The 24,258-nt window shown below is 70.7% G+C and carries 21 protein-coding genes; 20 read left to right on the forward strand and 1 reads right to left on the reverse strand.

Annotation, left to right across the window (positions count from 1 at the left end; all coding sequences use genetic code 11):
* Window positions 1–5 precede the first annotated feature (5 nt).
* The 14 genes from ACP4E5_RS36000 to ACP4E5_RS36065 all read left to right on the forward strand — a co-directional run bounded on the left by ACP4E5_RS36000 (window position 6) and on the right by ACP4E5_RS36065 (window position 15,454).
* A complete protein-coding gene (locus tag ACP4E5_RS36000; RefSeq protein ID WP_425836154.1) occupies window positions 6–374 on the forward strand; it encodes a DUF6167 family protein in 369 nt (122 codons plus the stop codon).
* Entirely contained in the window at window positions 374–3,046 is a 2,673-nt protein-coding gene (gene alaS, locus ACP4E5_RS36005) for an alanine--tRNA ligase (protein ID WP_425836156.1), read from the forward strand. The genes ACP4E5_RS36000 and alaS overlap by 1 nt, the downstream gene beginning before the upstream one ends.
* On the forward strand, window positions 3,046–3,510 hold the full coding sequence (ruvX, locus tag ACP4E5_RS36010; RefSeq protein WP_266721783.1) for a Holliday junction resolvase RuvX: 465 nt from the start codon (window positions 3,046–3,048) through the stop codon (window positions 3,508–3,510). The genes alaS and ruvX overlap by 1 nt, the downstream gene beginning before the upstream one ends.
* A 128-nt stretch (window positions 3,511–3,638) precedes the next feature.
* Entirely contained in the window at window positions 3,639–5,267 is a 1,629-nt protein-coding gene (gene mltG / locus ACP4E5_RS36015; RefSeq protein ID WP_425836158.1) for an endolytic transglycosylase MltG, read from the forward strand.
* Window positions 5,248–6,081, forward strand: coding sequence for a shikimate dehydrogenase (locus tag ACP4E5_RS36020; protein WP_425836160.1), 834 nt, complete (start codon window positions 5,248–5,250; stop codon window positions 6,079–6,081). Before mltG ends, ACP4E5_RS36020 begins: the two co-directional genes overlap by 20 nt.
* Before the next feature lie 130 nt (window positions 6,082–6,211).
* Window positions 6,212–7,396: a chorismate synthase gene (gene aroC / locus ACP4E5_RS36025; protein WP_425836162.1), complete on the forward strand. Its 1,185-nt coding sequence runs from the start codon at window positions 6,212–6,214 to the stop codon at window positions 7,394–7,396.
* Complete coding sequence (locus tag ACP4E5_RS36030; RefSeq protein WP_425836164.1) at window positions 7,393–7,908, forward strand: shikimate kinase; 516 nt, start codon at window positions 7,393–7,395, stop codon at window positions 7,906–7,908. The genes aroC and ACP4E5_RS36030 overlap by 4 nt, the downstream gene beginning before the upstream one ends.
* Window positions 7,905–9,005, forward strand: coding sequence for a 3-dehydroquinate synthase (aroB, locus tag ACP4E5_RS36035; protein WP_425836166.1), 1,101 nt, complete (start codon window positions 7,905–7,907; stop codon window positions 9,003–9,005). Before ACP4E5_RS36030 ends, aroB begins: the two co-directional genes overlap by 4 nt.
* A 134-nt stretch (window positions 9,006–9,139) precedes the next feature.
* The gene (locus ACP4E5_RS36040) at window positions 9,140–10,006 is read left to right on the forward strand and encodes a Pro-rich N-terminal domain-containing protein (protein WP_425836168.1); all 867 of its coding nucleotides are present in this window, start codon (window positions 9,140–9,142) and stop codon (window positions 10,004–10,006) included.
* A 250-nt stretch (window positions 10,007–10,256) separates the two neighbouring features.
* The gene (locus ACP4E5_RS36045; protein WP_425836170.1) at window positions 10,257–11,375 is read left to right on the forward strand and encodes a M24 family metallopeptidase; all 1,119 of its coding nucleotides are present in this window, start codon (window positions 10,257–10,259) and stop codon (window positions 11,373–11,375) included.
* A gap of 61 nt (window positions 11,376–11,436) precedes the next feature.
* Window positions 11,437–12,003 (forward strand): elongation factor P, encoded by a 567-nt coding sequence (efp, locus tag ACP4E5_RS36050; RefSeq protein WP_425836172.1) that lies wholly within the window; start codon window positions 11,437–11,439, stop codon window positions 12,001–12,003.
* A gap of 2 nt (window positions 12,004–12,005) precedes the next feature.
* Window positions 12,006–12,440: a transcription antitermination factor NusB gene (gene nusB, locus ACP4E5_RS36055; RefSeq protein ID WP_326014240.1), complete on the forward strand. Its 435-nt coding sequence runs from the start codon at window positions 12,006–12,008 to the stop codon at window positions 12,438–12,440.
* A 102-nt stretch (window positions 12,441–12,542) separates the two neighbouring features.
* Window positions 12,543–13,997, forward strand: a complete 1,455-nt coding sequence (locus ACP4E5_RS36060; RefSeq protein WP_425836174.1) for an MFS transporter — start codon at window positions 12,543–12,545, stop codon at window positions 13,995–13,997.
* A complete protein-coding gene (locus tag ACP4E5_RS36065; RefSeq protein WP_425836176.1) occupies window positions 13,994–15,454 on the forward strand; it encodes a pyridoxal phosphate-dependent decarboxylase family protein in 1,461 nt (486 codons plus the stop codon). The genes ACP4E5_RS36060 and ACP4E5_RS36065 overlap by 4 nt, the downstream gene beginning before the upstream one ends.
* 93 nt (window positions 15,455–15,547) lie before the next feature.
* Here the strand turns inward: ACP4E5_RS36065 and bldD are convergent, their stop codons facing one another.
* A complete protein-coding gene (gene bldD / locus ACP4E5_RS36070; protein WP_266721805.1) occupies window positions 15,548–16,048 on the reverse strand; it encodes a transcriptional regulator BldD in 501 nt (166 codons plus the stop codon).
* Between the two features lie 243 nt (window positions 16,049–16,291).
* On the opposite strand from bldD, the gene pyrR reads away from it, so the two are divergent.
* The 6 genes from pyrR (at window position 16,292) to carB (ending at window position 24,258) form a co-directional block, all read left to right on the forward strand.
* Window positions 16,292–16,864: a bifunctional pyr operon transcriptional regulator/uracil phosphoribosyltransferase PyrR gene (gene pyrR, locus ACP4E5_RS36075; RefSeq protein ID WP_425836179.1), complete on the forward strand. Its 573-nt coding sequence runs from the start codon at window positions 16,292–16,294 to the stop codon at window positions 16,862–16,864.
* Between the two features lie 103 nt (window positions 16,865–16,967).
* On the forward strand, window positions 16,968–17,957 hold the full coding sequence (locus ACP4E5_RS36080) for an aspartate carbamoyltransferase catalytic subunit (RefSeq protein WP_425836181.1): 990 nt from the start codon (window positions 16,968–16,970) through the stop codon (window positions 17,955–17,957).
* Window positions 17,958–17,959: 2 nt separating this feature from the next.
* Window positions 17,960–19,249, forward strand: coding sequence for a dihydroorotase (locus tag ACP4E5_RS36085; RefSeq protein WP_425836183.1), 1,290 nt, complete (start codon window positions 17,960–17,962; stop codon window positions 19,247–19,249).
* Window positions 19,246–19,818 (forward strand): PH-like domain-containing protein, encoded by a 573-nt coding sequence (locus ACP4E5_RS36090; protein ID WP_425836185.1) that lies wholly within the window; start codon window positions 19,246–19,248, stop codon window positions 19,816–19,818. Before ACP4E5_RS36085 ends, ACP4E5_RS36090 begins: the two co-directional genes overlap by 4 nt.
* Complete coding sequence (carA, locus tag ACP4E5_RS36095) at window positions 19,815–20,957, forward strand: glutamine-hydrolyzing carbamoyl-phosphate synthase small subunit (RefSeq protein ID WP_425836187.1); 1,143 nt, start codon at window positions 19,815–19,817, stop codon at window positions 20,955–20,957. The genes ACP4E5_RS36090 and carA overlap by 4 nt, the downstream gene beginning before the upstream one ends.
* A complete protein-coding gene (carB, locus tag ACP4E5_RS36100; protein ID WP_425836190.1) occupies window positions 20,950–24,258 on the forward strand; it encodes a carbamoyl-phosphate synthase large subunit in 3,309 nt (1,102 codons plus the stop codon). Before carA ends, carB begins: the two co-directional genes overlap by 8 nt.

The following is a 24,258-nucleotide window of genomic DNA, read 5'->3' on the forward strand; positions in this document are numbered from 1 at the left end:
CATACATGTTCCGCCGTACGTTCTGGTTCACCGCGGGCGCAGCCGCCGGCGTATGGGCCACCACGAAGGTCAACCGCAAGCTCAAGCAGCTGACGCCGGAGTCGCTCGCGGCGCAGGCCGCCAACAAGGCGGTCGAGGCGGGTCACAAGCTCAAGGACTTCGCTCTCGACGTCCGCGACAACATGGCCGAACGCGAGGCCGAACTGGGCGACGCCCTCGGCATCAACGAGGCGCCGGATCCCGAACTGGCTCCGCGGAGCCGCTTCGCGGTCATCCAGAACACCTTCGCCACGCAGCAGACCAAGCAACTCAAGCAACCCAAGTACCTCGAGAACACGCGGTACTCGATCAACAATCGGAATGAGGACCACTGATGGAGTCGGCTGAAATCCGTCGCCGCTGGCTGAGCTTCTTCGAGGAGCGTGGCCACAAGGTCGTGCCCTCGGCGTCGCTCATCGCGGACGACCCGACTCTGCTGCTCGTCCCCGCGGGCATGGTCCCGTTCAAGCCCTACTTCCTGGGTGAGGTCAAGCCGCCCGCGCCGCGCGCCACTTCGGTCCAGAAGTGCGTGCGCACGCCGGACATCGAAGAGGTCGGCAAGACCACGCGGCACGGCACGTTCTTCCAGATGTGCGGCAACTTCTCCTTCGGCGACTACTTCAAGGAAGGCGCCATCAAGTACGCCTGGGAGCTGCTCACCAGCTCCGTGGCGGACGGTGGTTACGGGCTGGAGCCCGAGAAGCTCTGGATCACCGTCTACCTCGACGACGACGAGGCCGAGCGGATCTGGCACGAGGTCGTCGGCGTGCCGAAGGAGCGCATCCAGCGCCTGGGCAAGAAGGACAACTTCTGGTCCATGGGCGTCCCGGGTCCCTGCGGCCCGTGCTCCGAGATCAATTACGACCGCGGCCCCGAGTTCGGCGAAGAGGGCGGCCCGATCGTCAACGACGAGCGCTACGTGGAGATCTGGAACCTGGTCTTCATGCAGTACGAGCGCGGCGCCGGCACGTCCAAGGAGGACTTCGAGATCCTCGGCGACCTGCCGTCGCAGAACATCGACACGGGTCTCGGCCTCGAGCGTCTCGCCATGATCCTCCAGGGCGTACAGAACATGTACGAGACGGACACCCTGCGCGTCATCATCGACAAGGCGACCGAGCTGACCGGCGTCTCCTACGGCGACAAGCACGACTCGGACGTCTCGCTGCGCGTCGTCGCCGACCACATGCGTACGTCGACGATGCTCATCGGTGACGGTGTCACGCCCGGCAACGAGGGCCGCGGCTATGTGCTGCGCCGCATCATGCGCCGCGCCATCCGCAACATGCGCCTCATGGGCGCCACCGGCCCGGTCGTGCAGGAGCTGCTCGACGTCGTGATCAACACGATGGGCCTGCAGTACCCGGAGCTGATCACCGACCGCAAGCGCATCGAGCAGGTCGCGCTCGCCGAGGAGGCCGCGTTCCTCAAGGCCCTCAAGGGCGGCACGAACATCCTGGACACCGCCGTCACCGAGACGAAGGCCGCCGGTAAGTCGGTCCTCGCCGGCGACAAGGCGTTCCTGCTCCACGACACGTGGGGCTTCCCGATCGACCTCACCCTGGAGATGGCCGCCGAGCAGGGCCTGTCCGTGGACGAGGACGGCTTCCGCCGCCTGATGAAGGAGCAGCGGGAGCGCGCCAAGGCGGACGCCCAGGCCAAGAAGACGGGCCACGCCAACGTCGGCGCGTACCGCGAGATCGCGGACGCCGCCGGTGCCACCGACTTCATCGGCTACGGCTCCACCGAGGGCGAGTCCACGATCGTCGGCCTGCTGGTGAACGGCGTCTCGTCGCCCGCCGCCACCGAGGGCGACGAGGTCGAGGTCGTGCTCGACCGGACCCCGTTCTACGCCGAGGGCGGTGGCCAGATCGGCGACACCGGCCGCATCAAGCTGGACAACGGCGCGGTCATCGAGGTCCGCGACTGCCAGAAGCCGGTCCCCGGCGTGTACGTCCACAAGGGCGTCGTGCAGGTCGGCGAGGTGACCGTCGGCGCCCCGGCCCAGGCGATCATCGACGTGACCCGCCGCCGCGCCATCGCCCGCGCCCACTCCGCGACGCACCTGACGCACCAGGCGCTGCGCGACGCGCTCGGCCCGACGGCCGCGCAGGCCGGTTCCGAGAACCAGCCGGGCCGCTTCCGCTTCGACTTCGGTTCGCCGTCCGCCGTGCCCACGGCCGTGATGACGGACGTCGAACAGAAGATCAACGAGGTCCTGGCGCGCGAGCTCGACGTGCAGGCCGAGGTCATGTCGATCGACGACGCCAAGAAGCAGGGCGCCATCGCCGAGTTCGGCGAGAAGTACGGCGAGCGCGTCCGCGTCGTCACCATCGGCGACTTCTCCAAGGAGCTGTGCGGCGGCACGCACGTGCACAACACCGCCCAGCTCGGCCTGGTGAAGCTGCTCGGCGAGTCCTCCATCGGCTCGGGCGTGCGCCGCATCGAGGCACTCGTCGGCGTCGACGCGTACAGCTTCCTCGCCAAGGAGCACACGGTCGTCGCCCAGCTCCAGGAGCTGATCAAGGGCCGCTCCGAGGAGCTGCCGGAGAAGGTCTCCGCGATGCTCGGCAAGCTGAAGGACGCCGAGAAGGAGATCGAGAAGTTCCGCGCGGAGAAGGTCCTCCAGGCCGCCGCCGGTCTCGCCGAGGGCGCCAAGGACGTACGCGGCGTGGCCCTCGTCACCGGCCAGGTCCCGGACGGCACGTCCGCCGACGACCTGCGCAAGCTGGTGCTCGACGTCCGCGGTCGCATCCAGGGCGGCCGCCCCGCGGTCGTCGCCCTGTTCACGACGGCCAACGGCAAGCCGCTCACGGTCATCGCCACCAACGACGCCGCCCGCGACCGCGGCCTCAAGGCCGGCGACCTGGTCCGTACGGCCGCCAAGACCCTCGGCGGCGGTGGCGGCGGCAAGCCGGACGTCGCGCAGGGCGGCGGCCAGAACCCGGCCGCGATCGGCGACGCCGTGGACGCCGTCGAGCGTCTCGTCGCGGAGACCGCGAACTGATGCGCCGAGGCCGCCGCTTGGCGATCGACGTCGGGGACGCCCGGATCGGGGTCGCGTCCTGCGACCCCGACGGGATCCTCGCGACACCGGTGGAGACCGTGCCGGGACGTGACGTCCCGGCCGCCCACCGGCGGTTGAAGGCCATCGTCGAGGAGTACGAACCGATCGAGATCGTCGTCGGGCTCCCTCGCTCCCTCAAGGGCGGCGAGGGTCCTGCGGCCGCGAAGGTCCGCGGCTTCGCCCAGGAACTCGCCCGAGGCGTGGCACCCGTTCCGGTGAGACTTCTCGACGAGAGGATGACCACAGTGACGGCCAGTCAGGGCCTGCGCGCCAGCGGTGTTAAGTCCAAAAAGGGCCGCTCTGTCATCGACCAGGCGGCCGCCGTCATCATCCTCCAGCAGGCCCTGGAGTCCGAACGGGCGTCAGGAACCGCTCCCGGCGAGGGCGTCGAAGTGGTTGTCTGATCGCGATACGGTAACGTTCCGCGCGACCGGCGGTGTTCGAATAGCCGCCGCACAGCATCAAGAGGCGGAACGGTTGACCTTCCAGATCGGACAGCGGCCCACCCCGCCTCGCGGCTTGTAGGGGACCGATGACTGAGTATGGCCGGGGCCAGGGCTCCGAACCGTGGCATCCCGCGGACCCGCTGTACGGGGACCAGGGGTGGGGGCAGCAGGCCGGGCACGGCCAGGCGCCCTACGGCGGCCAGGGTGGTTACGACCCGCAGCAGGCCTACGGCGGTGACTGGGACACGTCCGGTCAGCAGGGCTACGGCTACGGCCAGGACCCCGGTTACGGCCAGGACCCCGGCTATGGCCAGCAGTCGTACGGCGGACAGCAGGGGCAGGGCGGCTGGGACAACGGCCAGGGCGCCCAGCCCCCGTACGGCGTGGACCCCGCGGACCCGTACGGCACCGGTCAGCACGCCGCGTACAACGGCGAGGAGCCGGACTACTACAACACCCCCGGGGCCTACCCGCCGCCGGAGCCGCCGGGCCGCCGCCGCCCGCAGGGCCCGGACACCGGCTGGGACGCCGGACCCGACCAGGGCGAGGAAGCGTTCTTCAACGGCGGTGGCGACGACGAGGACGACTACGACGAGGGTCGCGGGCGCCGGGGCCGTGGCGGCAAGAAGCCGAAGAAGCGGCGCAGCGGCTGCGCCTGCCTCGTCCTCACGGTGATCTTCGCGGCCGGTGTCGGCGGCGTCGGCTACTTCGGCTACCAGTTCTACCAGGACCGTTTCGGCGCGGCTCCCGACTACGCGGGCGACGGGAACGGCGAGCAGGTCACCGTCGTCATCCCGAAGGGCTCCGGCGGCTACACCATCGGGCAGAAGCTCAAGGACGCCGGCGTCGTGCAGAGCGTCGACGCGTTCGTCGCCGCCCAGTCGGCGGACCCGAAGGGCAAGTCGATCCAGGACGGCGCGTACGTCATGGAGAAGCAGATGTCCGGGGCCAGCGCCGTCGACATGCTGCTCAGCCCGACGAGCCGCGCCAACCTCACGATCCCCGAGGGCACCCGCAACGCGACCGTCTACAAGCTGATCGACAAGAAGCTCAAGGTCTCCAAGGGCACCACGGCCAAGGTCGCGAAGAAGGACTACAAGGACCTCGGCCTGCCCGACTGGGCGCTGAACCACCGCAGCGTGAAGGACCCGCTCGAGGGCTTCCTTTACCCGTCGAGCTACGCGGCCGCCAAGGGCATGGAGCCCAAGGAGGTCCTGAAGGACATGGTGGCGCGGGCCGACGACAGGTACGAGAAGCTCGACCTCGAGGGCCAGGCCGCGAAGCTCCACCTCGACAGCCCGTGGCAGGTGCTTACCGTCGCGAGCCTCGTGCAGGCCGAGGGCAAGACGCACGACGACTTCCGGAAGATGGCCGAGGTCGTCTACAACCGCCTCAAGACGTCGAACACGGAGACCAACCAGCTCCTCCAGTTCGACTCGACCTTCAACTACCTGAACAAGCAGAGCAACATCAACATCGGCGAGTCCGAGATCAACAGCAACAAGGACCCGTACAACACCTACACGCGCAAGGGGCTGCCGCCGGGCCCGATCGGCAACCCCGGTGACGTGGCCCTCGCCGCGACGCTCGACCCGACGCACGACGGCTGGATCTACTTCGTGGCCACGGACGGCATGCACAAGACCGAGTTCGCGAAGACCAACGCCGAGTTCGAGAAGCTGAAGGAAAAGTTCAATGCCAGCCAGGCCAACTGACGTGCGCAGGGCGGCAGTTCTCGGATCGCCCATCGCCCACTCCCTCTCGCCGCAGCTGCACAACGCGGCGTACGCGGAGCTGGGTCTTGACGACTGGCGCTACGACCGGTTCGAGACCGACGAGGCGGCGCTGCCCGGCTTCCTCGCAGGGCTCGGCCCCGAGTGGGGCGGCCTCTCGCTGACGATGCCGCTGAAGCGCGCGGTGATCCCGCTGCTCGACGAGATCACCGAGACCGCGCGCTCCGTGGAGGCCGTGAACACGGTCGTGCTGCACGCCGACGGGCGGAAGGTCGGCGACAACACCGACATCCCGGGGCTCATCGCGGCGCTGCACGAGCGCGGCGTGGAGAAGGTCGAGTCGGCGGCGATCCTCGGCGCGGGCGCGACCGCGTCCTCCGCGCTCGCCGCGCTCTCCCGGATCTGCACCGGCGAGGTCGTCACCTACGTACGCAGCGAACAGCGGGCGGAGGAGATGCGCGGCTGGGGCGAGCGCCTCGGTGTCGCCGTCCGCACGGCCGACTGGGCCGACGCGGCGCGCGCCTTCGAGGCACCCCTGGTCATCGCCACGACTCCGAAGGGTGGCACGGACCACCTGGTCGACGCCGTACCCGCGCGCGTGGGCACGCTTTTCGACGTCCTCTACGACCCGTGGCCCACGCCGCTGGCCGCCGCCTGGGCGCGGCGCGGTGGTGCGGTGCTCAGCGGGCTCGACCTGCTCGTGCACCAGGCCGTCTTCCAGTTCGAGCAGTTCACCGGCGACACCCGGCCGGTGCTCGCCGCCATGCGCGCGGCGGGCGTGAAGGCGCTCGGCTGACCCCGCTGCCGGGCTCGCGCGTGTGGCTCGTGTCTCATGTGGCGTCCGCACCCCGGACACCGGAAACGTCGGGCTCCGCGGGCATGGGAGGATCGTTCCCATACACAGAGCGCGAGCATGAGGAGCACCGTTGAGCAGGTTGCGCTGGCTGACCGCGGGGGAGTCGCACGGCCCCGCACTCGTCGCGACGCTGGAGGGACTTCCCGCCGGCGTTCCGATCACCACGGAGATGGTGGCGGACCACCTGGCACGGCGCCGCCTCGGCTATGGCCGCGGAGCCCGGATGAAGTTCGAGCGCGACGAGGTCACCTTCCTCGGCGGCGTCCGGCACGGACTCACCCTCGGCTCCCCGGTCGCGATCATGGTCGGCAACACCGAGTGGCCCAAGTGGGACAAGGTCATGTCCGGTGACCCGGTCGACCCGGAGATCCTCAAGGACCTGGCGCGCAACGCGCCGCTGACCCGCCCGCGGCCCGGCCACGCCGACCTCGCCGGCATGCAGAAGTACGGCTTCGACGAGGCCCGCCCGATCCTGGAGCGCGCCTCCGCCCGCGAGACGGCCGCCCGCGTCGCGCTCGGCGCGGTCGCCCGGTCGTACCTCAAGGAGACGGCCGGCATCGAGATCGTCAGCCACGTCGTCGAGCTGTGCTCGGTGAAGGCACCGCAGGGCGTCTACCCGACCCCGGCCGACGTCGAGAAGCTGGACGCCGACCCGCTGCGCTGCCTGGACGCCGACGCGTCGAAGCAGATGGTGGCCGAGGTCGACCAGGCCCACAAGGACGGCGACACGCTCGGCGGCGTCGTCGAGGTCCTCGCCTACGACGTGCCGGTGGGCCTCGGCTCGCACGTGCACTGGGACCGCAAGCTCGACGCCCGCCTGGCGGGTGCGCTCATGGGCATCCAGGCCATCAAGGGCGTCGAGATCGGTGACGGCTTCGACCTCGCGCGCGTGCCCGGTTCGCAGGCGCACGACGAGATCGTGAAGACGGACGACGGCATCCGCCGCGTCTCCGGCCACGCGGGCGGCACCGAGGGTGGCCTGTCCACCGGCGAGCTGCTGCGGGTGCGTGCCGCGATGAAGCCGATCGCGACAGTGCCGCGCGCCCTGAAGACCGTGGACGTCGCCACCGGTGAGGCCACGCAGGCCCACCACCAGCGCTCCGACGTCTCCGCCGTGCCGGCCGCCGGCATCGTCGCCGAGGCCATGGTCGCGCTCGTCCTCGCGGACGCGGTCGCGGAGAAGTTCGGCGGCGACAGCGTCTCCGAGACCCGGCGCAACGTCACCTCGTACCTCGACAACCTCCAGATCCGGTGAGCGGCCCGCAGGTCGTCCTCGTCGGACCGATGGGCGTCGGCAAGTCGACGGTGGGCGCGCTGCTCGCCGAGCGGCTCGGCTGCGCCTACCGGGACACCGACGACGACATCGTCACCGCCCAGGGCCGCACCATCGCGGAGATCTTCGTCGACGAGGGCGAGGCGCGCTTCCGGGAGCTGGAGAAGGCCTCCGTGGCGGCCGCGCTCGCCGGTCACGAGGGCGTGCTCTCGCTCGGCGGCGGCGCGATCCTCGACGCCGACACCCGCGCCCTGCTCGACGGACACACCGTCGTCTATCTCTCGATGGACGTCGACGAGGCGGCCAAGCGGACCGGCCTGAACGTGGCCCGGCCGCTGCTCGCCGTCAACCCCCGCAAGCAGTGGCGGGAGTTGATGGAGGCGCGCCGCCATCTGTACACCGAGGTCGCCGGGGTGGTCGTGGCCACCGACGGCCGCACCCCCGAAGAGGTCGCCGAAGCGGTCCTCGACGCACTGGAGTTGAAGCAGGCATGAGCGAGCAGGCCGAGCAGGTCACCCGTATCCACGTCGGCGGGACCGCCGGGACGGACCCGTACGAGGTCCTGGTGGGGCGTCAACTCCTGGGCGAGCTGGGCTCGTTGATCGGCGACAAGGTCAAGCGCGTCGCCATCGTGCACCCCGAGGCGCTCGCCGAGACCGGCGAGGCGCTGCGCGGGGACCTGGCCGACCAGGGCTTCGAGGCCATCGCCATCCAGGTGCCGAACGCCGAGGAGGCCAAGACCGCCGAGGTCGCCGCGTACTGCTGGAAGGCCCTCGGGCAGTCCAACTTCACGCGCTCCGACGTCGTCGTCGGCGTCGGCGGCGGCGCGACCACGGACCTCGCCGGGTTCGTGGCCGCGACCTGGCTGCGCGGCGTGCGCTGGATCGCCATCCCGACCACCGTGCTCGCCATGGTGGACGCGGCGGTCGGCGGCAAGACCGGCATCAACACCGCCGAGGGCAAGAACCTCGTCGGCGCCTTCCACCCGCCGGCCGGTGTGCTGTGCGACCTGGCGGCGCTGGACTCCCTCCCGGTGCACGACTTCGTGTCCGGTCTCGCCGAGGTCATCAAGGCCGGGTTCATCGCCGACGAGAAGATCCTCGAACTCGTCGAGGAGGACCCTCAGGCGGCCCGTACACCCACCGGCAAGCACACCGCCGAGCTGATCGAGCGCGCCATCCGGGTCAAGGCCGAGGTCGTCTCCTCGGACCTCAAGGAGGCGGGCCTGCGCGAGATCCTCAACTACGGGCACACGCTTGCGCACGCCATCGAGAAGAACGAGCGCTACAAGTGGCGGCACGGCGCGGCCGTCTCCGTCGGCATGCTCTTCGCCGCCGAACTCGGCCGCCTGGCAGGCCGGTTGGACGACGCGACGGCGGACCGCCACCGCACCGTCCTGGAATCGGTGGGGCTGCCCCTGTCGTACCGCTACGACCAGTGGCCCAAGCTCCTCGAAACGATGAAGGTCGACAAGAAGTCCCGCGGCGATCTGCTGCGCTTCATCGTCCTCGACGGACTCGGCAGGCCCACCGTCCTGGAGGGCCCCGACCCCGCCGTGCTGCTCGCCGCTTACGGCGAAGTGGCGGAATAGGGCGGTCCGTTCACGTTCGGGCACGTCGTGACCTCCCCGGCCGTTCACACAACGGCGGCCGGGGACGGTACCGTTCAGTAGCGCCCCGTTCGCCGGCGCCCAAGTGACCGTCGTACGAGATGGAGTGGCACCGGATGCAGCACGCAGGGGGATCTCCGCTGCCGCCGCCCCATCGGCCGGGGCACGTGCGGGCCGGCCCCTTGCCGCAGGCGAGTCACGCGCAGCAGCCGCCCGGCGTGCCGGGCTTCAGCGGAGCGCCGCCGCAGCACCCGCCCGCCCAGCCGCCGCACTTCCAGGCGCCGCAGGCCCCGTCCCCGCCACCGCCGCCGGTCGCGCAGCCGCAGCAGCAGCCGCGTGAGACCACCGGGCATGTGCAGCTCCCGAACGGTGCGCCCGTCGCCGTGCCGAGTCCGCCGCCCGCGCAGGCGCCCGCCGATTCGACGTCGACCACGCTCGCGGTGCTGCTCATCGGTCCCGCGGGTGCGGGAAAGACGAGCGTCGCCAAGTACTGGGCGGAGAGCCGTCGCGTCCCGACGGCCCACATCAGCCTCGACGACGTACGGGAATGGGTCCGCTCGGGCTTCGCCGACCCGCAGAGCGGCTGGAACGACAACAGCGAGGCCCAGTACCGGCTCGCCCGCCGCACCTGTGGCTTCGCCGCGCGCAACTTCTTGGCGAACGGAATCTCCTGCATCCTCGACGACGCGGTGTTCCCGGACCGGCCCGTGGTCGGCCTCGGCGGCTGGAAGCGGCACGTGGGCCCCGGGCTGCTGCCCGTCGTCCTCCTCCCCGGCCTGGAGATCGTCCTGGACCGCAACTCCCGGCGCAGCGGCAACCGCCGCCTCACCGACGAGGAGGTCGCCCGCATCCACGGGCGCATGGCGGGCTGGTACGGCTCGGGCCTCCCGATCATCGACAACTCCCAGCTGGACGTCCCCGGCACGGCCCAGGTCCTGGACGAGGTCCTGGCCCGAGCACTCACCAGCCCTCCGCAGTGGTGACACTGCCGTAGCCCGGCGGGCCGTCGGCCTTGGTCTGGTGGGGGCGACGGGGTGGTGGGAGATGACCGGCTAAGCCGGGGGCGGTGCGGCGCCGCGCCCGCGGTGCCGCGCCCGCCCCGTCGCCGCCCACACCCAGCCCACCGCAACACCCCCCGCCCCACCCGCCGCCACCCCACCCGTTCCCCCCGCAGGGACCCGTCCGGACGCGCTGGGGCGGCCACGCGCCGCGCCCGCTCGTACGCTCGGCGTCATGGCAGAGGTGTACGCGGCCCGACGGGACCGGCTCAGAGAGCGCGCGGCAGCGGGCGGCAGCGCGGCCGCTCTCGTCTCGCGCCCCGCCAACGTCCGCTACCTGGCGGGATCGGCACGGAACGGCGCCGTCCTCCTGCTCGGCCGGGACACCGACGGCGGTGACGACCTCCTGCTGTGCGCGCGGGCGCCGAGCGACGAACCCGTCGACGGCCGGGTCGACGAGGCGCTGCGGGTACAGGTCCTCGACGTACCCGCGGGGGACCCGGCCGTCGCCGCCGCGGACGTGGCGGCGACCCGCGGCGCCGACTCCCTCGCCGTCGAGGAGCACCACCTGACCGTGGCCCGGCACCGCGCACTCGGCTCCGTGGCGCCCCGGCTCCGTCTCCTGGACCTCAACGGCGGCGTCGAGCAGCTGCGCCTCGTCAAGGACGAGGAGGAGATCTCCTGCCTGCGGATCGCGGCCGAGATCGCCGACCAGGCGCTCGGTGAACTGCTGGAGTCCATCCTCGTGGGCCGCACGGAGCGTCACCTCGCCCTCGAACTCGAACGCCGACTCGTCGACCACGGCGCCGACGGACCCGCCTTCCCCACCTCCGTGGGCACGGGCCCGAACTCGGGGCGCGTGGCCCACCGGCCCACCGATCGCCGGGTCGAGGAGGGCGATTTCCTCTCCGTGTGCCTGGGCGCGACGTACCGCGGCTACCGTTGCGAGATCGGCCGTACGTTCGTCATCGGAACCTTGCCCGCGGACTGGCAGATCGAGCTGTACGACCTCGTCTTCGCCGCTCAGCGGGCCGGCCGCGAGAGCCTGGCACCGGGCGTCGAGTGCCGCGAAGTGGACCGGGCCGCCCGCCACGTCCTGGACGCGGCAGGGTATGGTGACGGGCTCGCGCCGCTGACCGGACACGGGGTGGGACTCGAAATCGACGAGGACCCGCAGTTGGCCCCCGCGGCCATGGGTAAACTGGACACTTGTGTGCCGGTCACCGTCGAGCCGGGGGTCCACCTCCCGGGTCGGGGCGGCGTCCGGATCGATGACACGCTCGTCGTTCGCCCCGAGGCGGACGGCGGACCCGAGCTACTCACCATCACGACCAAGGAGCTGCTCGCGCTCTAGCCTTCCAAGGCTGCTCGCGTGCCCCTGGGTCGTCCACGTCAGTCCAGGAGATTCCGCAACCGTGGCTTCCACGAACGACCTCAAGAACGGCCTGGTGCTCAAGCTCGACGGGGGCCAGCTCTGGTCCGTCGTCGAGTTCCAGCACGTCAAGCCCGGCAAGGGCCCTGCCTTCGTGCGCACCAAGCTCAAGAACGTGCTCTCCGGCAAGGTCGTCGACAAGACGTTCAACGCCGGCGTCAAGGTCGACACGGCCACCATTGACAAGCGCGACATGCAGTTCTCGTACATGGACGGGGACTACTTCGTGTTCATGGACATGCAGACGTACGACCAGCTGCACGTCGACCGCAAGGCCGTCGGCGACGCCGCCAACTTCCTGATCGAGGGCTTCGAGGCCACGGTCGCCCAGCACGAGGGCGAGGTGCTCTTCGTCGAGCTGCCGGCCGCCGTCGAGCTGGTCATCAAGGAGACCGAGCCGGGCGTCCAGGGCGACCGCTCCACCGGCGGCACCAAGCCCGCCATCCTGGAGACCGGCCACCAGATCCAGGTCCCGCTCTTCGTCACGACGGGCGAGAAGATCAAGGTCGACACCCGCTCCAGCGACTACCTCGGCCGGGTGAACAGCTAACCGTGGCTGCCCGTAATACGGCCCGCAAGCGCGCCTTTCAGATCCTCTTCGAGGCAGACCAGCGCGGAGCCGATCCCCTGACGGTCCTCGCGGACTGGATCCGGCACTCCCGCAGTGACACGCGGCAGCCGCCCGTCAGCGAGTACACGATGGAGCTGGTCGAGGGGTACGCCAAGCAGGCGTCCCGGATCGACGAGCTCATCTCGCAGTACGCCGTCGGGTGGACCCTGGACCGGATGCCGGTCGTCGACCGCAACATCGTGCGGCTCGGCGCCTATGAGCTGGTCTGGGTCGACGGGACCCCGGACGCCGTGGTGCTCGACGAGGCCGTTTCGCTGGCCAAGGAGTTCTCCACCGACGAGTCCCCGGCGTTCATCAACGGACTGCTCGGTCGCTTCAAGGACCTGAAGCCGACCCTGCGCCGCGACGAGGCCTGAGCCCCACCGCGCACAGCACGTTCCGCGGGCCCGGAGCAGAACATGAACAATGTTCTGCTCCGGGCCTGGTGCGTTCCCAGGGATCTTCATTAGGTTCTGGTCATGTCACCGACAGGCCTCCCCGCGCGCGTGCGCGTCGGCTACGGACTCGGCTCCCTCGCCACGGGCACCTTCGGCACGGTCCCGGGTCTGTTGCTGCTCTACTACCTGACCGACGTGCTCGGCGTCGGCGCGGGCCTGGCCGGGCTGCTGGTCTTCCTGCCCAAGGCGTGGGACGTGCTGTTCAACCCGTGGGTCGGAGCCCGCTCCGACCGCAGCACCCGCTCGCGCCTCGGTCCGCGCCGCTCCTGGATGCTGCTCGGCGCGCTCACCCTGCCGGTCTGCTTCGCGGGCATGTTCGCGGCGCCCGCGGGACTCGAAGGCGCGCCCGCCGCCACGTACGTCGCCGTCCTGTTCCTGCTCAGCGCCTCCGCGTACGCCTGCTTCCAGGTCCCGTACGTCGCGCTGCCCGCGGAGCTCACGGGGGATCCGGACGAACGGGCCCGCGTCATGGCCTGGCGCGTCGCCTTCCTCGCCGTGGCCATCCTGCTGTCCGGCGCCGTCGCCCCGATCCTCGCGGGCGCCACCGGCGACGACCGGGGGAGCGCGGGCGGTTACCGGCTGATGGGCGTGGTGATCGGCGGACTGCTCGCCCTGGGGATGCTGGCCGCCGTGTTCGCCACCGCGGGAGCGGGGGGCGTTATACGTACTACGCGGGACGGCCTCTCCGCCCCCTTGGACGTCATACGTACAACGCGCGAGTCCGGCCTGCGCGCGCAGCTGCGCGCCGCCCGGGGCAACGCGCCCTTCGGATGGCTGTTCGGCGCGTACGTCGTGCAGGCCGCCGCGTCCGGGCTGATGCTCGCCGGCACCCAGTACTTCGCGACGTACATCCTCGACCGGCCGAGCGCCACCACCGTGCTGTTCGCCTGCCTCATCGTGCCGTCGCTCCTCGCGATGCCCCTGTGGCTGGCCATGGGACGCCGAACGGGCAAGCGGAACGCGGCGGTCGGCGCCTCCGTGTGCTTCCTGCTGGGGGCGCTCGGCGCCGCCGCGGGACGTGAACTGCCGACGGCGCTGATCTACGTGTCCGTGGCCGTGGCCGGCATCGGGTACGCGGGCGTGCAGATGCTGCCGCTCGCGATGCTCGGCGACGCGATCGCCGCCGACGCCTACACCAGCGGGCGGCGCAGAGCCGGAGTCTTCACCGGCCTGTGGACCGCCGGTGAGACGCTCGGACTCGCCCTGGGGCCCGGCCTGTTCGGCCTCGTCCTCGCGCTCGGCGGGTTCGTCTCGTCCGACGCCACCGACCGCGTCGCGCAGCCCGGCTCGGCGCTCACCGCGATCGTCATCGGCTTCGGCGCGCTGCCCGCCCTGCTGCTCGTCCTGAGCCTTCCGCTGCTGGTCAGGTACCGCCTCACCGAGTCCGAACTGATCCGCCTGCGCGCCGACTTCGACGAGGCCGCCGCGCAGGGCGAGCGCCAAGAGCCCACCCAGCGAGACGAGGAGTCCGCATGACGACCGACGACCCGATCCTGGCGCGGCTGACCGCACTGCGCGCGGGCGACCTGCCGGTACACGGCGGGCGCACCATGGCGTACGTATACGACTCCGGGCTGGAGGGCCTCGACGAACTCGCGAACGCCGCGCAGGCCGCCTTCGCCGGGGTCAACGGGCTCGACATGACCGCGTTCCCGAGCGTCGTGGAGCTGGAGAACGATCTGGTGCGGCGGGCCACCGCGCTGCTCGGCGGCAGCGCGGGCACGTTCACCAGCGGCGGCACCGAAAGCTGCCTGCTCGCCGTACTGACCGCCCGTCAATACGCTCGCAAGGAGCGCGGGGTGACCGATCCCGAACTCGTCCTGCCGGAGACGGCGCACGCCGCTTTCCACAAGGCCGCCGAGCTTTTCGGCCTGCGCGTCGTGAGCGTCCCCGTCGACCCGGACACCTTCAAGGCGCGCCCGGCCGACATGGCCGCGGCCATCACCGACCGCACCGCCCTGGTCGTCGTCTCCGCACCCTCGTACGCGCACGGCGTCATCGACCCGGTCGTCGAGGTGGCGCGGGAGGCGGAGCGGCGCGGGGTGCTGTGCCACGTCGACGCCTGCATCGGCGGGTGGTACTTGGGGCATCTGCGGCTCGCCGCGGAGCAGGGGCAGGGGCAGGAGAAGGATGTACCGGACATACCGGAGTTCGACCTGTCGGTCCCCGGCGTGACGTCCCTCTCCGTCGACCTGCACAAATACGCGTACACGGCGAAGGGTGCCTCGCTGCTCCTGTTCCGTGACGCGGGGCTGCGCCGCCACGGCTGGTTCGCGCACGCCGCCTGGCCCGGCTACCCGGTGGTCAACTCCACGCTCCAGGGCACCAAGTCGGCCGGGCCCCTCGCGGCGGCCTGGGCGGTGACGGAGCGCGTCGGCGCCGAAGGTTACGCGGTGCTGTCGACGCGCGTACACCGGACGACCCGCGCGCTCGCTGACGGTGTCGAACGGATCGACGGTCTGCGGCTCGCCGCGCGGCCCGAGGCGTCGCTGATCGCCGTGGCCGCCGACGACCCGGACGGCGATGTCGACGTGTTCGTGGTGGCGGACGAGCTGCGGGGGAGCGGCTGGTATCTGCAGCCGCAGCCGGCGTTCGGGGCCTCCCCGGCGACGCTGCATCTGACGGTGACGGCGGCCGTGGCGCAACCGGAGACGGCGCGGCTGCTCCTCGCCGAGCTGGAGAAGGCGGTGGATCGGGCCCGTGAGCTGGGGCCCGTTCGGGTGGATCCGGAGGTCGTCGAGGCCGCGGCCACGCTGGACCCGGACGCGCTGACCTCACAGGAGGTCGAGATCGCGCTCGCGCTCGCCGGGGTGGGGGAGGGCGGTCGGCTGCCGGAGCGGATGGCGCCCGTGCTGGCGGTGCTCCAGGCGCTCCCGCCGAGGCTCAGCGCGCGCCTGCTGCCCGAGGTCATCGGGCGGCTGTACCGGACCTGAGAGCACGAACCGGCACCCGGAAACACCTGTGGGGGCGGAGCCCGATCGCTCCGCCCCCACAGGGCTGTGACGTTTCTGCTGCGTGTGGCCGGATCAGACGTCGTCGTGCGCCACCGCGCGTCGCGCGTCCGCGTCGAGCACGCCCCAGCTGATCAGCTGCTCGGTCAGCACCGAGGGCGACTGGTCGTAGATGACGGCGAGGGTGCGCAGGTCGTCCTGGCGGATCGAGAGCACCTTGCCGTTGTAGTCACCGCGCTGCGACTGGATCGTGGCGGCGTAACGCTGAAGCGGGCCCGCCTTCTCCGGCGGCACGTGGGCCAGACGCTCCAGGTCGAGGCGCAGCTTCGGCGGCGGCTCGGCGGCGCCACCCGGGGTGGTGCCCGGCAGCAACTCCTGCACCGGCACGCCGTAGAAGTCCGCCAGTTCGGCCAGGCGCTGCACGGTCACGGCACGATCGCCGCGCTCGTACGACCCCACCACGACCGCCTTCCAGCGTCCCTGGGACTTCTCCTCGACACCGTGGAGGGAAAGGCCCTGCTGGGTACGGATCGCGCGGAGCTTGGCCCCGAGCTGTTTGGCGTATTCGCTGGACATATAGCTCCCCGGACACTGCATCACTAAGCGGCTGCGCCGCGTGGCTGTAACTCACTGTGAGGTTACGCAGCGTTACTTGGCCGCGTCAAGCCGAATGGTCCGTACCGACCTTCTCGTGAATTCGGCCGTCTCGCACCTCCAGGCGGGTGATCAGCGATGTTGTGGAGGCTGGTAGTGTTGACGACGCAAATCCGACGTCCTTTAAGGTCCGTCCCGTGAGGCGGAGAAGGGGGTCCGTTTCGTATGGACACGCAGCAGTCCGATGCCCGGCCGGTTCTCGAAGGCCCTGACATCGCGCGGGTACTGACCCGTATCGCCCACGAGATCGTCGAGCGCGCCAAGGGCGCCGAGGACGTGGTCCTCCTGGGCATTCCCACGCGGGGCGTCTTCCTCGCCCGCCGGCTGGCCGAGAAGCTCGAAGAGATCACCGGCCGCGTCATCCCCGTCGGCTCGCTCGACATCACGATGTACCGCGACGACCTGCGCATGCACCCGCCGCGCGCGCTCGCCCGCACCGAGATCCCGGGTGACGGCATCGACGGGCGCCTCGTCGTCCTCGTCGACGACGTGCTCTTCTCCGGCCGCACCATCCGCGCCGCCCTCGACGCCCTGAACGACATCGGGCGCCCGCGTGCCGTGCAGCTCGCCGTCCTCGTCGACCGGGGCCACCGCGAACTCCCCATCCGTGCCGACTACGTCGGCAAGAACCTCCCCACGTCGCTGCGGGAGACGGTCAAGGTCCAGCTCGCCGAGGAGGACGGCCGCGACGCCGTGCTGCTCGGTGCCAAGCCGGACGCCCAGGCGGCCGAGCAGTAGCACCCCTTCTCGCCGTACGCGTGCGCGCGTACGGCCCGACAGGTGTGCCCCTCGCGCGCCCGTATGTCCCGAATCTCCTGAACTGCCTTACGGAGCCCCCCAGATGATGCGACACCTCATCTCGGCCGCCGACCTCTCCCGCGACGATGCCGTGCTCATCCTCGACACCGCCGAGGAGATGGCCCGCGTCGCCGACCGGCCCATCAAGAAGCTGCCCGCGCTGCGCGGCCGGACCATCTGCAACCTGTTCTTCGAGGACTCGACGCGCACGCGGATCTCGTTCGAGGCCGCCGAGAAGCGCCTGTCCGCCGACGTCATCAACTTCGCCGCCAAGGGGTCGAGTGTCTCCAAGGGCGAGTCCCTCAAGGACACCGCCCAGACCCTCGAGGCCATGGGCGTCGACGCCGTCGTCATCCGGCACGGCGCGTCCGGCGCCCCGTACCGGCTCGCCACCTCCGGCTGGATCGACGCGCCCGTCATCAACGCCGGTGACGGCACCCACCAGCACCCCACGCAGGCGCTGCTCGACGCCTTCACGATGCGCCGCCGGCTCGTCGGCCCCGACGCCGGGATCGGCCAGGGCCTCGACGGCAAGCGCGTCACGATCGTCGGCGACGTGCTGCACAGCCGCGTCGCCCGCTCCAACGTCGACCTGCTGCACACGCTCGGCGCCGAGGTCACCCTCGTCGCGCCGCCCACCCTGGTGCCGGTCGGCGTCGAGACCTGGCCCTGCGAGGTGTCGTACGACCTGGACTCCACGCTCACCAAGTCCGACGCGGTGATGATGCTGCGCGTGCAGCGCGAGCGGATGAACGCCGCGTTCTTCCCGACCGAGCGCGAGTACTCGCGCCGCTACGGGCTCGACGGCGACCGCATGGCGCGGATGCCGGAGCACTCCATCGTGATGCACCCCGGCCCGATGGTCCGCGGCATGGAGATCACCGCCGAGGTCGCCGACTCCGACCGCTGCACGGTCATCGAGCAGGTCGCCAACGGCGTGCACACGCGGATGGCCGTCCTGTACCTGCTTCTCGGCGGCAACGAGCCCGCCGTCAGCCACACCCGCCCCACCACCACCGAGGAGACGAAGTAACCATGAGCAAGACCCTTATCCGTGGTGCGAAGGTGCTCGGCGGCGAGCCGCAGGACGTCCTGATCGACGGCGGAGTGATCGCCCAGGTCGGCACCGGGCTGTCCGCCGAGGGCGTCGAGACCGTCGTCGAGGCCGAGGGGAAGGTGCTGCTGCCTGGTCTCGTCGACCTGCACACCCACCTGCGCGAGCCCGGCCGCGAGGACTCCGAGACCGTCCTCACCGGCACCCGCGCCGCCGCCTCCGGTGGCTACACGAGCGTGTTCGCCATGGCCAACACCTTCCCGGTCGCCGACACCGCCGGCGTCGTCGAGCAGGTCTACCGGCTCGGCCAGGAGCACGGCTACTGCGACGTGCAGCCCATCGGCGCCGTCACCGTGGGCCTTGAGGGCGAGAAGCTCGCCGAGCTCGGCGCCATGCACGAGTCGGCCGCCGGCGTCACCGTCTTCTCCGACGACGGCAAGTGCGTCCACGACGCCGTGATCATGCGCCGCGCCCTGGAGTACGTGAAGGCCTTCGGCGGCGTCGTCGCGCAGCACGCGCAGGAGCCCCGGCTCACCGAGGGCGCCCAGATGAACGAGGGCACCGTCTCCGCCGAGCTCGGCCTCGGCGGCTGGCCCGCCGTCGCCGAGGAGTCGATCATCGCCCGCGACGTGCTGCTCGCCGAGCACGTCGGCTCCCGCGTGCACATCTGCCACCTGTCGACCGCCGGCTCCGTCGAGATCATCCGCTGGGCCAAGTCCCGCGGCATCGACGTCACCGCCGAGGTCACCCCGCACCACCTGCTGCTCACCGACGAGATGGTGCGCTCGTACAACCCGGTCTACAAGGTCAATCCGCCGCTGCGTACCGAGAAGGACGTCATGGCGCTGCGCGAGGCGCTGGCCGACGGCACGATCGACATCGTCGCCACCGACCACGCCCCGCACCCGCACGAGGACAAGGACTGCGAGTGGGCCGCCGCCGCCATGGGCATGGTCGGCCTGGAGACCGCGCTCAGCGTCGTGCAGCAGACCATGGTCGAGACGGGCCTGCTGAGCTGGGCCGGGGTCGCCGACCGGATGTCCGTCAAGCCCGCCGAGATCGGCCAGGCCCACGGCCATGGACGTCCCGTCTCGGCAGGTGAGCCCGCGAACCTGGTTCTCGTCGACGCCGACTACCGTGGTGACGTGGACCCCGCGGGCTTCGCCTCCCGCAGCCGCAACACCCCGTACGAGGGCCGTGAGCTGCCGGGGCGCGTCACCCACACCTGGCTGCGGGGCAAGGCCACCCTCGCCGACGGGAAGCTCGCGTGACACCTCTGCTGCAACTGGCCGCCGAACAGAAGTCGGCGGACGTGACCGACTGGCCCGACCGGATCGGCTGGATCGTCGGACTGCTGCTCTTCATCGCTCTCGTGTACTGGCTGATGCGCCAGGGCTGGAAGTGGCGCGGCACCCTCCAGGGCGACCTGCCGCCGCTGCCCGACGCGCCGAGCGAGCAGGGCCCGGCGAGACTGGAGCTGAGTGGTCGCTACCACGGCTCCACCAGCGCCGGACAGTGGCTCGACCGCATCGTGGCGCACGGCCTGGGCACCCGCAGCCGCGTCGAGCTGACGCTCACCGACGCGGGGCTGACCGCCGTACGTCCCGGAGCGAGCGACTTCTTCGTCCCGGTGGAGGCGCTGCGCGAGGCCCGGCTCGACAAGGGCATCGCCGGCAAGGTCCTCACGGAGGGCGGCCTGCTCATCGTCACCTGGGCGCACGGAGACAAGCTGATCGACTCCGGATTCCGCTCCGACCACGCGGCCGAGCAGGCCGAGTGGGTCACCACCATCAACGACATGATCAACACGACCATCACGACGGAAGGCACCGCACGATGACCACCTCCACCAGGGGAACCGCGAAGGTTCCCGCCGTACTCGTCCTGGAGGACGGCCGGGTGTTCCGCGGCCGCGCCTACGGGGCCGTGGGGGAGACCTTCGGCGAGGCCGTGTTCTCCACCGGCATGACCGGCTACCAGGAGACCCTCACCGACCCGTCGTACGACCGCCAGATCGTGGTCGCGACCGCCCCGCAGATCGGCAACACGGGCTGGAACGACGAGGACGACGAGTCGAAGCGCATCTGGGTCTCCGGCTACGTCGTGCGCGACCCCGCGCGCGTGCCGTCGAACTGGCGCGCCCAGCGTTCGCTCGACGACGAGCTGGTCAACCAGAACATCGTCGGCATCTCCGGCATCGACACCCGCGCCCTCACCCGCCACCTGCGCGAGAGCGGCTCGATGCGCTCCGGGATCTTCTCCGGCGAGACGCTTCCGGCCGACGCCGAGCTCGTCTCCCGCGTACAGGCGCAGCCCGCGATGAAGGGCCTGAGCCTGTACGAGGAGGTCGCCACCAAGGAGGCCTACGTCGTCCCGGCCATCGGGACGAAGAAGTTCACCGTCGCCGCCATCGACCTCGGCATCAAGGGCATGACCCCGCACCGGATGGCCGAGCGCGGCATCGAGGTGCACGTGCTGCCCGCGACCGCGTCCGCCGACGACGTGTACGCCGTGAACCCCGACGGCGTGTTCTTCTCCAACGGCCCGGGCGACCCGGCCACCGCCGAGGGCCCGGTCGCTCTGATGACCGCGGTCCTGGAGCGCAAGACGCCGCTGTTCGGCATCTGCTTCGGCAACCAGATCCTCGGCCGCGCGCTCGGCTTCGGCACGTTCAAGCTGAAGTACGGCCACCGCGGCATCAACCAGCCGGTGCAGGACCGCACCACCGGCAAGGTCGAGGTCACCGCCCACAACCACGGCTTCGCCGTGGACGCGCCGCTGGACAAGGTGAGCGACACCAAGTTCGGCCGCGCCGAGGTCTCCCACGTGTGCCTCAACGACAACGTCGTGGAGGGGCTCCAGCTGCTCGACCAGCCGGGCTTCTCCGTCCAGTACCACCCCGAAGCGGCGGCCGGTCCGCACGACGCCGCGTACCTGTTCGACCGCTTCGTGTCTCTGATGGAGTCCGCCCGTGCCTAAGCGCAACGACCTGAAGTCCGTACTCGTCATCGGCTCGGGCCCGATCGTCATCGGCCAGGCCGCGGAGTTCGACTACTCCGGCACCCAGGCCTGCCGGGTGCTGAAGAAGGAGGGCCTGCGGGTCATCCTCGTCAACTCCAATCCGGCGACGATCATGACCGACCCGGAGATCGCCGACGCCACGTACGTCGAGCCGATCACCCCCGAGTTCGTCGAGAAGATCATCGCCAAGGAGCGCCCCGACGCGCTCCTGCCCACCCTCGGTGGTCAGACCGCGCTCAACACCGCGATCTCCATGCACGACCAGGGCGTCCTCGAGAAGTACGGCGTCGAGCTGATCGGCGCCAACGTCGAGGCGATCAACAAGGGTGAGGACCGCGACCTCTTCAAGGAGGTCGTCGAGGAGGTCAAGCGGAAGATCGGGCACGGCGAGTCCGCCCGCTCGTACATCTGCCACTCCATGGACGACGTCCTGAAGGGCGTCGACGAGCTCGGCGGCTACCCGGTCGTCGTCCGCCCCTCCTTCACCATGGGTGGCGCGGGCTCCGGCTTCGCGCACGACGAGGAGGAGCTGCGCCGCATCGCCGGTCAGGGCCTCACGCTCTCCCCGACCACCGAGGTGCTCCTGGAGGAGTCCATCCTCGGCTGGAAGGAGTACGAGCTGGAGCTGATGCGCGACAAGAACGACAACGTCGTGGTCGTCTGCTCCATCGAGAACTTCGACCCGATGGGCGTGCACACCGGTGACTCCATCACCGTCGCCCCGTCGATGACGCTCACCGACCGTGAGTACCAGCGCCTTCGCGACATCGGTATCGCGATCATCCGCGAGGTCGGCGTCGACACCGGCGGCTGCAACATCCAGTTCGCGATCAACCCCGAAGACGGCCGCGTCATCGTCATCGAGATGAACCCGCGCGTCTCCCGGTCCTCGGCGCTCGCCTCCAAGGCCACCGGCTTCCCGATCGCGAAGATCGCCGCCAAGCTGGCCGTCGGCTACACGCTGGACGAGATCCCGAACGACATCACCGAGAAGACGCCGGCGTCCTTCGAGCCGACGCTCGACTACGTGGTCGTGAAGGCCCCGCGCTTCGCCTTCGAGAAGTTCCCGAGCGCCGACTCCACGCTGACCACGACCATGAAGTCGGTCGGCGAGGCGATGGCCATCGGCCGCAACTTCACCGAGGCGTTCCAGAAGGCGCTGCGCTCCCTGGAGAAGGCGGGCTCGCAGTTCTCCTTCGTCGGCGAGACCGGCGACAAGAAGGAACTCCTGGAGGCCGCGGTCCGCCCCACCGACGGGCGCATCAACACCGTCATGGAGGCGATCCGCGCCGGTGCCACGCCCGAGGAGGTCTTCGACTACACGAAGATCGACCCGTGGTTCGTCGACCAGCTCTTCCTCATCAAGGAGGTCGCCGACGAACTCGCCGCGGCCCCCGAGCTGACCCGTGAGCTGATCGCCGAGGCCAAGCGGCACGGCTTCTCCGACCAGCAGATCGCCGAGATCCGCGGCCTGCGCCAGGACGTCGTCCGCGAGGTCAGGCACGCCCTCGGCGTCCGCCCGGTCTACAAGACGGTCGACACCTGCGCCGCCGAGTTCGCCGCCAAGACCCCGTACTTCTACTCCTCGTACGACGAGGAGAGCGAGGTCGCGCCGCGCGAGAAGCCCGCCGTGATCATCCTCGGCTCCGGCCCGAACCGCATCGGCCAGGGCATCGAGTTCGACTACTCCTGCGTCCACGCCTCCTTCGCGCTCAGCGACGCGGGCTACGAGACCGTGATGGTCAACTGCAACCCGGAGACGGTCTCCACGGACTACGACACGTCCGACCGCCTCTACTTCGAGCCGCTGACCCTCGAGGACGTCCTGGAGATCGTCCACGCGGAGTCGCTCGCGGGCCCGATCGCGGGCGTCATCGTGCAGCTCGGCGGCCAGACCCCGCTGGGCCTCGCGCAGGCGCTCAAGGACAACGGCGTGCCCGTCGTCGGCACGCCCCCGGAGGCCATCCACGCCGCCGAGGACCGCGGCGCCTTCGGCCGCGTGCTCGCCGAGGCGGGCCTCCCGGCCCCGAAGCACGGCACCGCCACCACGTTCGCGGAAGCGAAGACCATCGCCGACGAGATCGGCTACCCGGTCCTCGTCCGCCCGTCGTACGTGCTCGGCGGCCGCGGCATGGAGATCGTCTACGACGAGGAGCGCCTCTCCTCCTACATCGAGGAGTCGACGGAGATCAGCCCCTCGCGGCCGGTCCTCGTCGACCGCTTCCTCGACGACGCCATCGAGATCGACGTCGACGCGCTCTACGACGGCGAGGAGCTCTACCTCGGCGGCGTCATGGAGCACATCGAGGAGGCCGGCATCCACTCCGGCGACTCGGCGTGCGCCCTGCCCCCGATCACGCTCGGCGGCTACGACATCAAGCGCCTGCGTGCCTCCACGGAGGGCATCGCCAAGGGCGTCGGCGTGCGCGGACTCATCAACATCCAGTTCGCGATGGCGGGTGACATCCTCTACGTCCTGGAGGCCAACCCGCGCGCCTCGCGCACGGTCCCCTTCACCTCGAAGGCGACCGCGGTGCCGCTCGCGAAGGCCGCCGCCCGCATCTCGCTGGGCGCCACCGTCGCCGAGCTGCGCGCCGAGGGCCTGCTCCCGAAGACCGGCGACGGCGGCACGCTGCCGATGGACGCGCCGATCTCCGTCAAGGAGGCCGTCATGCCGTGGTCGCGCTTCCGCGACATCCACGGCCGCGGCGTCGACACGGTCCTCGGCCCGGAGATGCGCTCCACCGGCGAGGTCATGGGCATCGACTCCGTCTTCGGCACGGCCTACGCCAAGTCGCAGGCGGGCGCCTACGGTCCGCTGCCGACGAAGGGCCGGGCGTTCATCTCCGTCGCCAACCGCGACAAGCGCTCGATGATCTTCCCGGCGCGCGAGCTGGTCGCGCACGGCTTCGAGCTGCTCGCCACCTCCGGCACCGCCGAGGTCCTCAAGCGCAACGGCATCAACGCCACGGTCGTGCGCAAGCAGTCCGAGGGCGAGGGCCCGAACGGCGAGAAGACGATCGTCCAGCTGATCCACGACGGCGACGTCGACCTGATCGTCAACACCCCGTACGGCACCGGCGGCCGCCTCGACGGCTACGACATCCGTACGGCGGCGGTCTCCCGCTCCGTGCCGTGCCTGACCACGGTCCAGGCGCTCGCCGCGGCCGTCCAGGGCATCGAGGCGCTGGGCCACGGCGACGTGGGCGTGCGCTCACTGCAGGAGCACGCGGAGCACCTGACGGCGTCCCGCGACTAA

Origin of the sequence: Streptomyces fractus (assembly GCF_049844455.1) — a bacterium.
In the GTDB taxonomy this organism is placed as follows: domain Bacteria; phylum Actinomycetota; class Actinomycetes; order Streptomycetales; family Streptomycetaceae; genus Streptomyces; species Streptomyces fractus.

Bases quoted from the DNA above. Each gene is read 5' to 3' on its own strand.
- ACP4E5_RS36000 (WP_425836154.1), top strand. From the start codon at position 6: ATGTTCCGCCGTACGTTCTGGTTCACCGCGGGCGCAGCCGCCGGCGTA.
- alaS (WP_425836156.1), top strand. From the start codon at position 374: ATGGAGTCGGCTGAAATCCGTCGCCGCTGGCTGAGCTTCTTCGAGGAG.
- ruvX (WP_266721783.1), top strand. From the start codon at position 3,046: ATGCGCCGAGGCCGCCGCTTGGCGATCGACGTCGGGGACGCCCGGATC.
- mltG (WP_425836158.1), top strand. From the start codon at position 3,639: ATGACTGAGTATGGCCGGGGCCAGGGCTCCGAACCGTGGCATCCCGCG.
- ACP4E5_RS36020 (WP_425836160.1), top strand. From the start codon at position 5,248: ATGCCAGCCAGGCCAACTGACGTGCGCAGGGCGGCAGTTCTCGGATCG.
- aroB (WP_425836166.1), top strand. From the start codon at position 7,905: ATGAGCGAGCAGGCCGAGCAGGTCACCCGTATCCACGTCGGCGGGACC.
- ACP4E5_RS36040 (WP_425836168.1), top strand. From the start codon at position 9,140: ATGCAGCACGCAGGGGGATCTCCGCTGCCGCCGCCCCATCGGCCGGGG.
- ACP4E5_RS36045 (WP_425836170.1), top strand. From the start codon at position 10,257: ATGGCAGAGGTGTACGCGGCCCGACGGGACCGGCTCAGAGAGCGCGCG.
- ACP4E5_RS36060 (WP_425836174.1), top strand. From the start codon at position 12,543: ATGTCACCGACAGGCCTCCCCGCGCGCGTGCGCGTCGGCTACGGACTC.
- ACP4E5_RS36065 (WP_425836176.1), top strand. From the start codon at position 13,994: ATGACGACCGACGACCCGATCCTGGCGCGGCTGACCGCACTGCGCGCG.
- bldD (WP_266721805.1), bottom strand. From the start codon at position 16,048: ATGTCCAGCGAATACGCCAAACAGCTCGGGGCCAAGCTCCGCGCGATC.
- pyrR (WP_425836179.1), top strand. From the start codon at position 16,292: ATGGACACGCAGCAGTCCGATGCCCGGCCGGTTCTCGAAGGCCCTGAC.
- ACP4E5_RS36080 (WP_425836181.1), top strand. From the start codon at position 16,968: ATGATGCGACACCTCATCTCGGCCGCCGACCTCTCCCGCGACGATGCC.
- ACP4E5_RS36085 (WP_425836183.1), top strand. From the start codon at position 17,960: ATGAGCAAGACCCTTATCCGTGGTGCGAAGGTGCTCGGCGGCGAGCCG.
- carA (WP_425836187.1), top strand. From the start codon at position 19,815: ATGACCACCTCCACCAGGGGAACCGCGAAGGTTCCCGCCGTACTCGTC.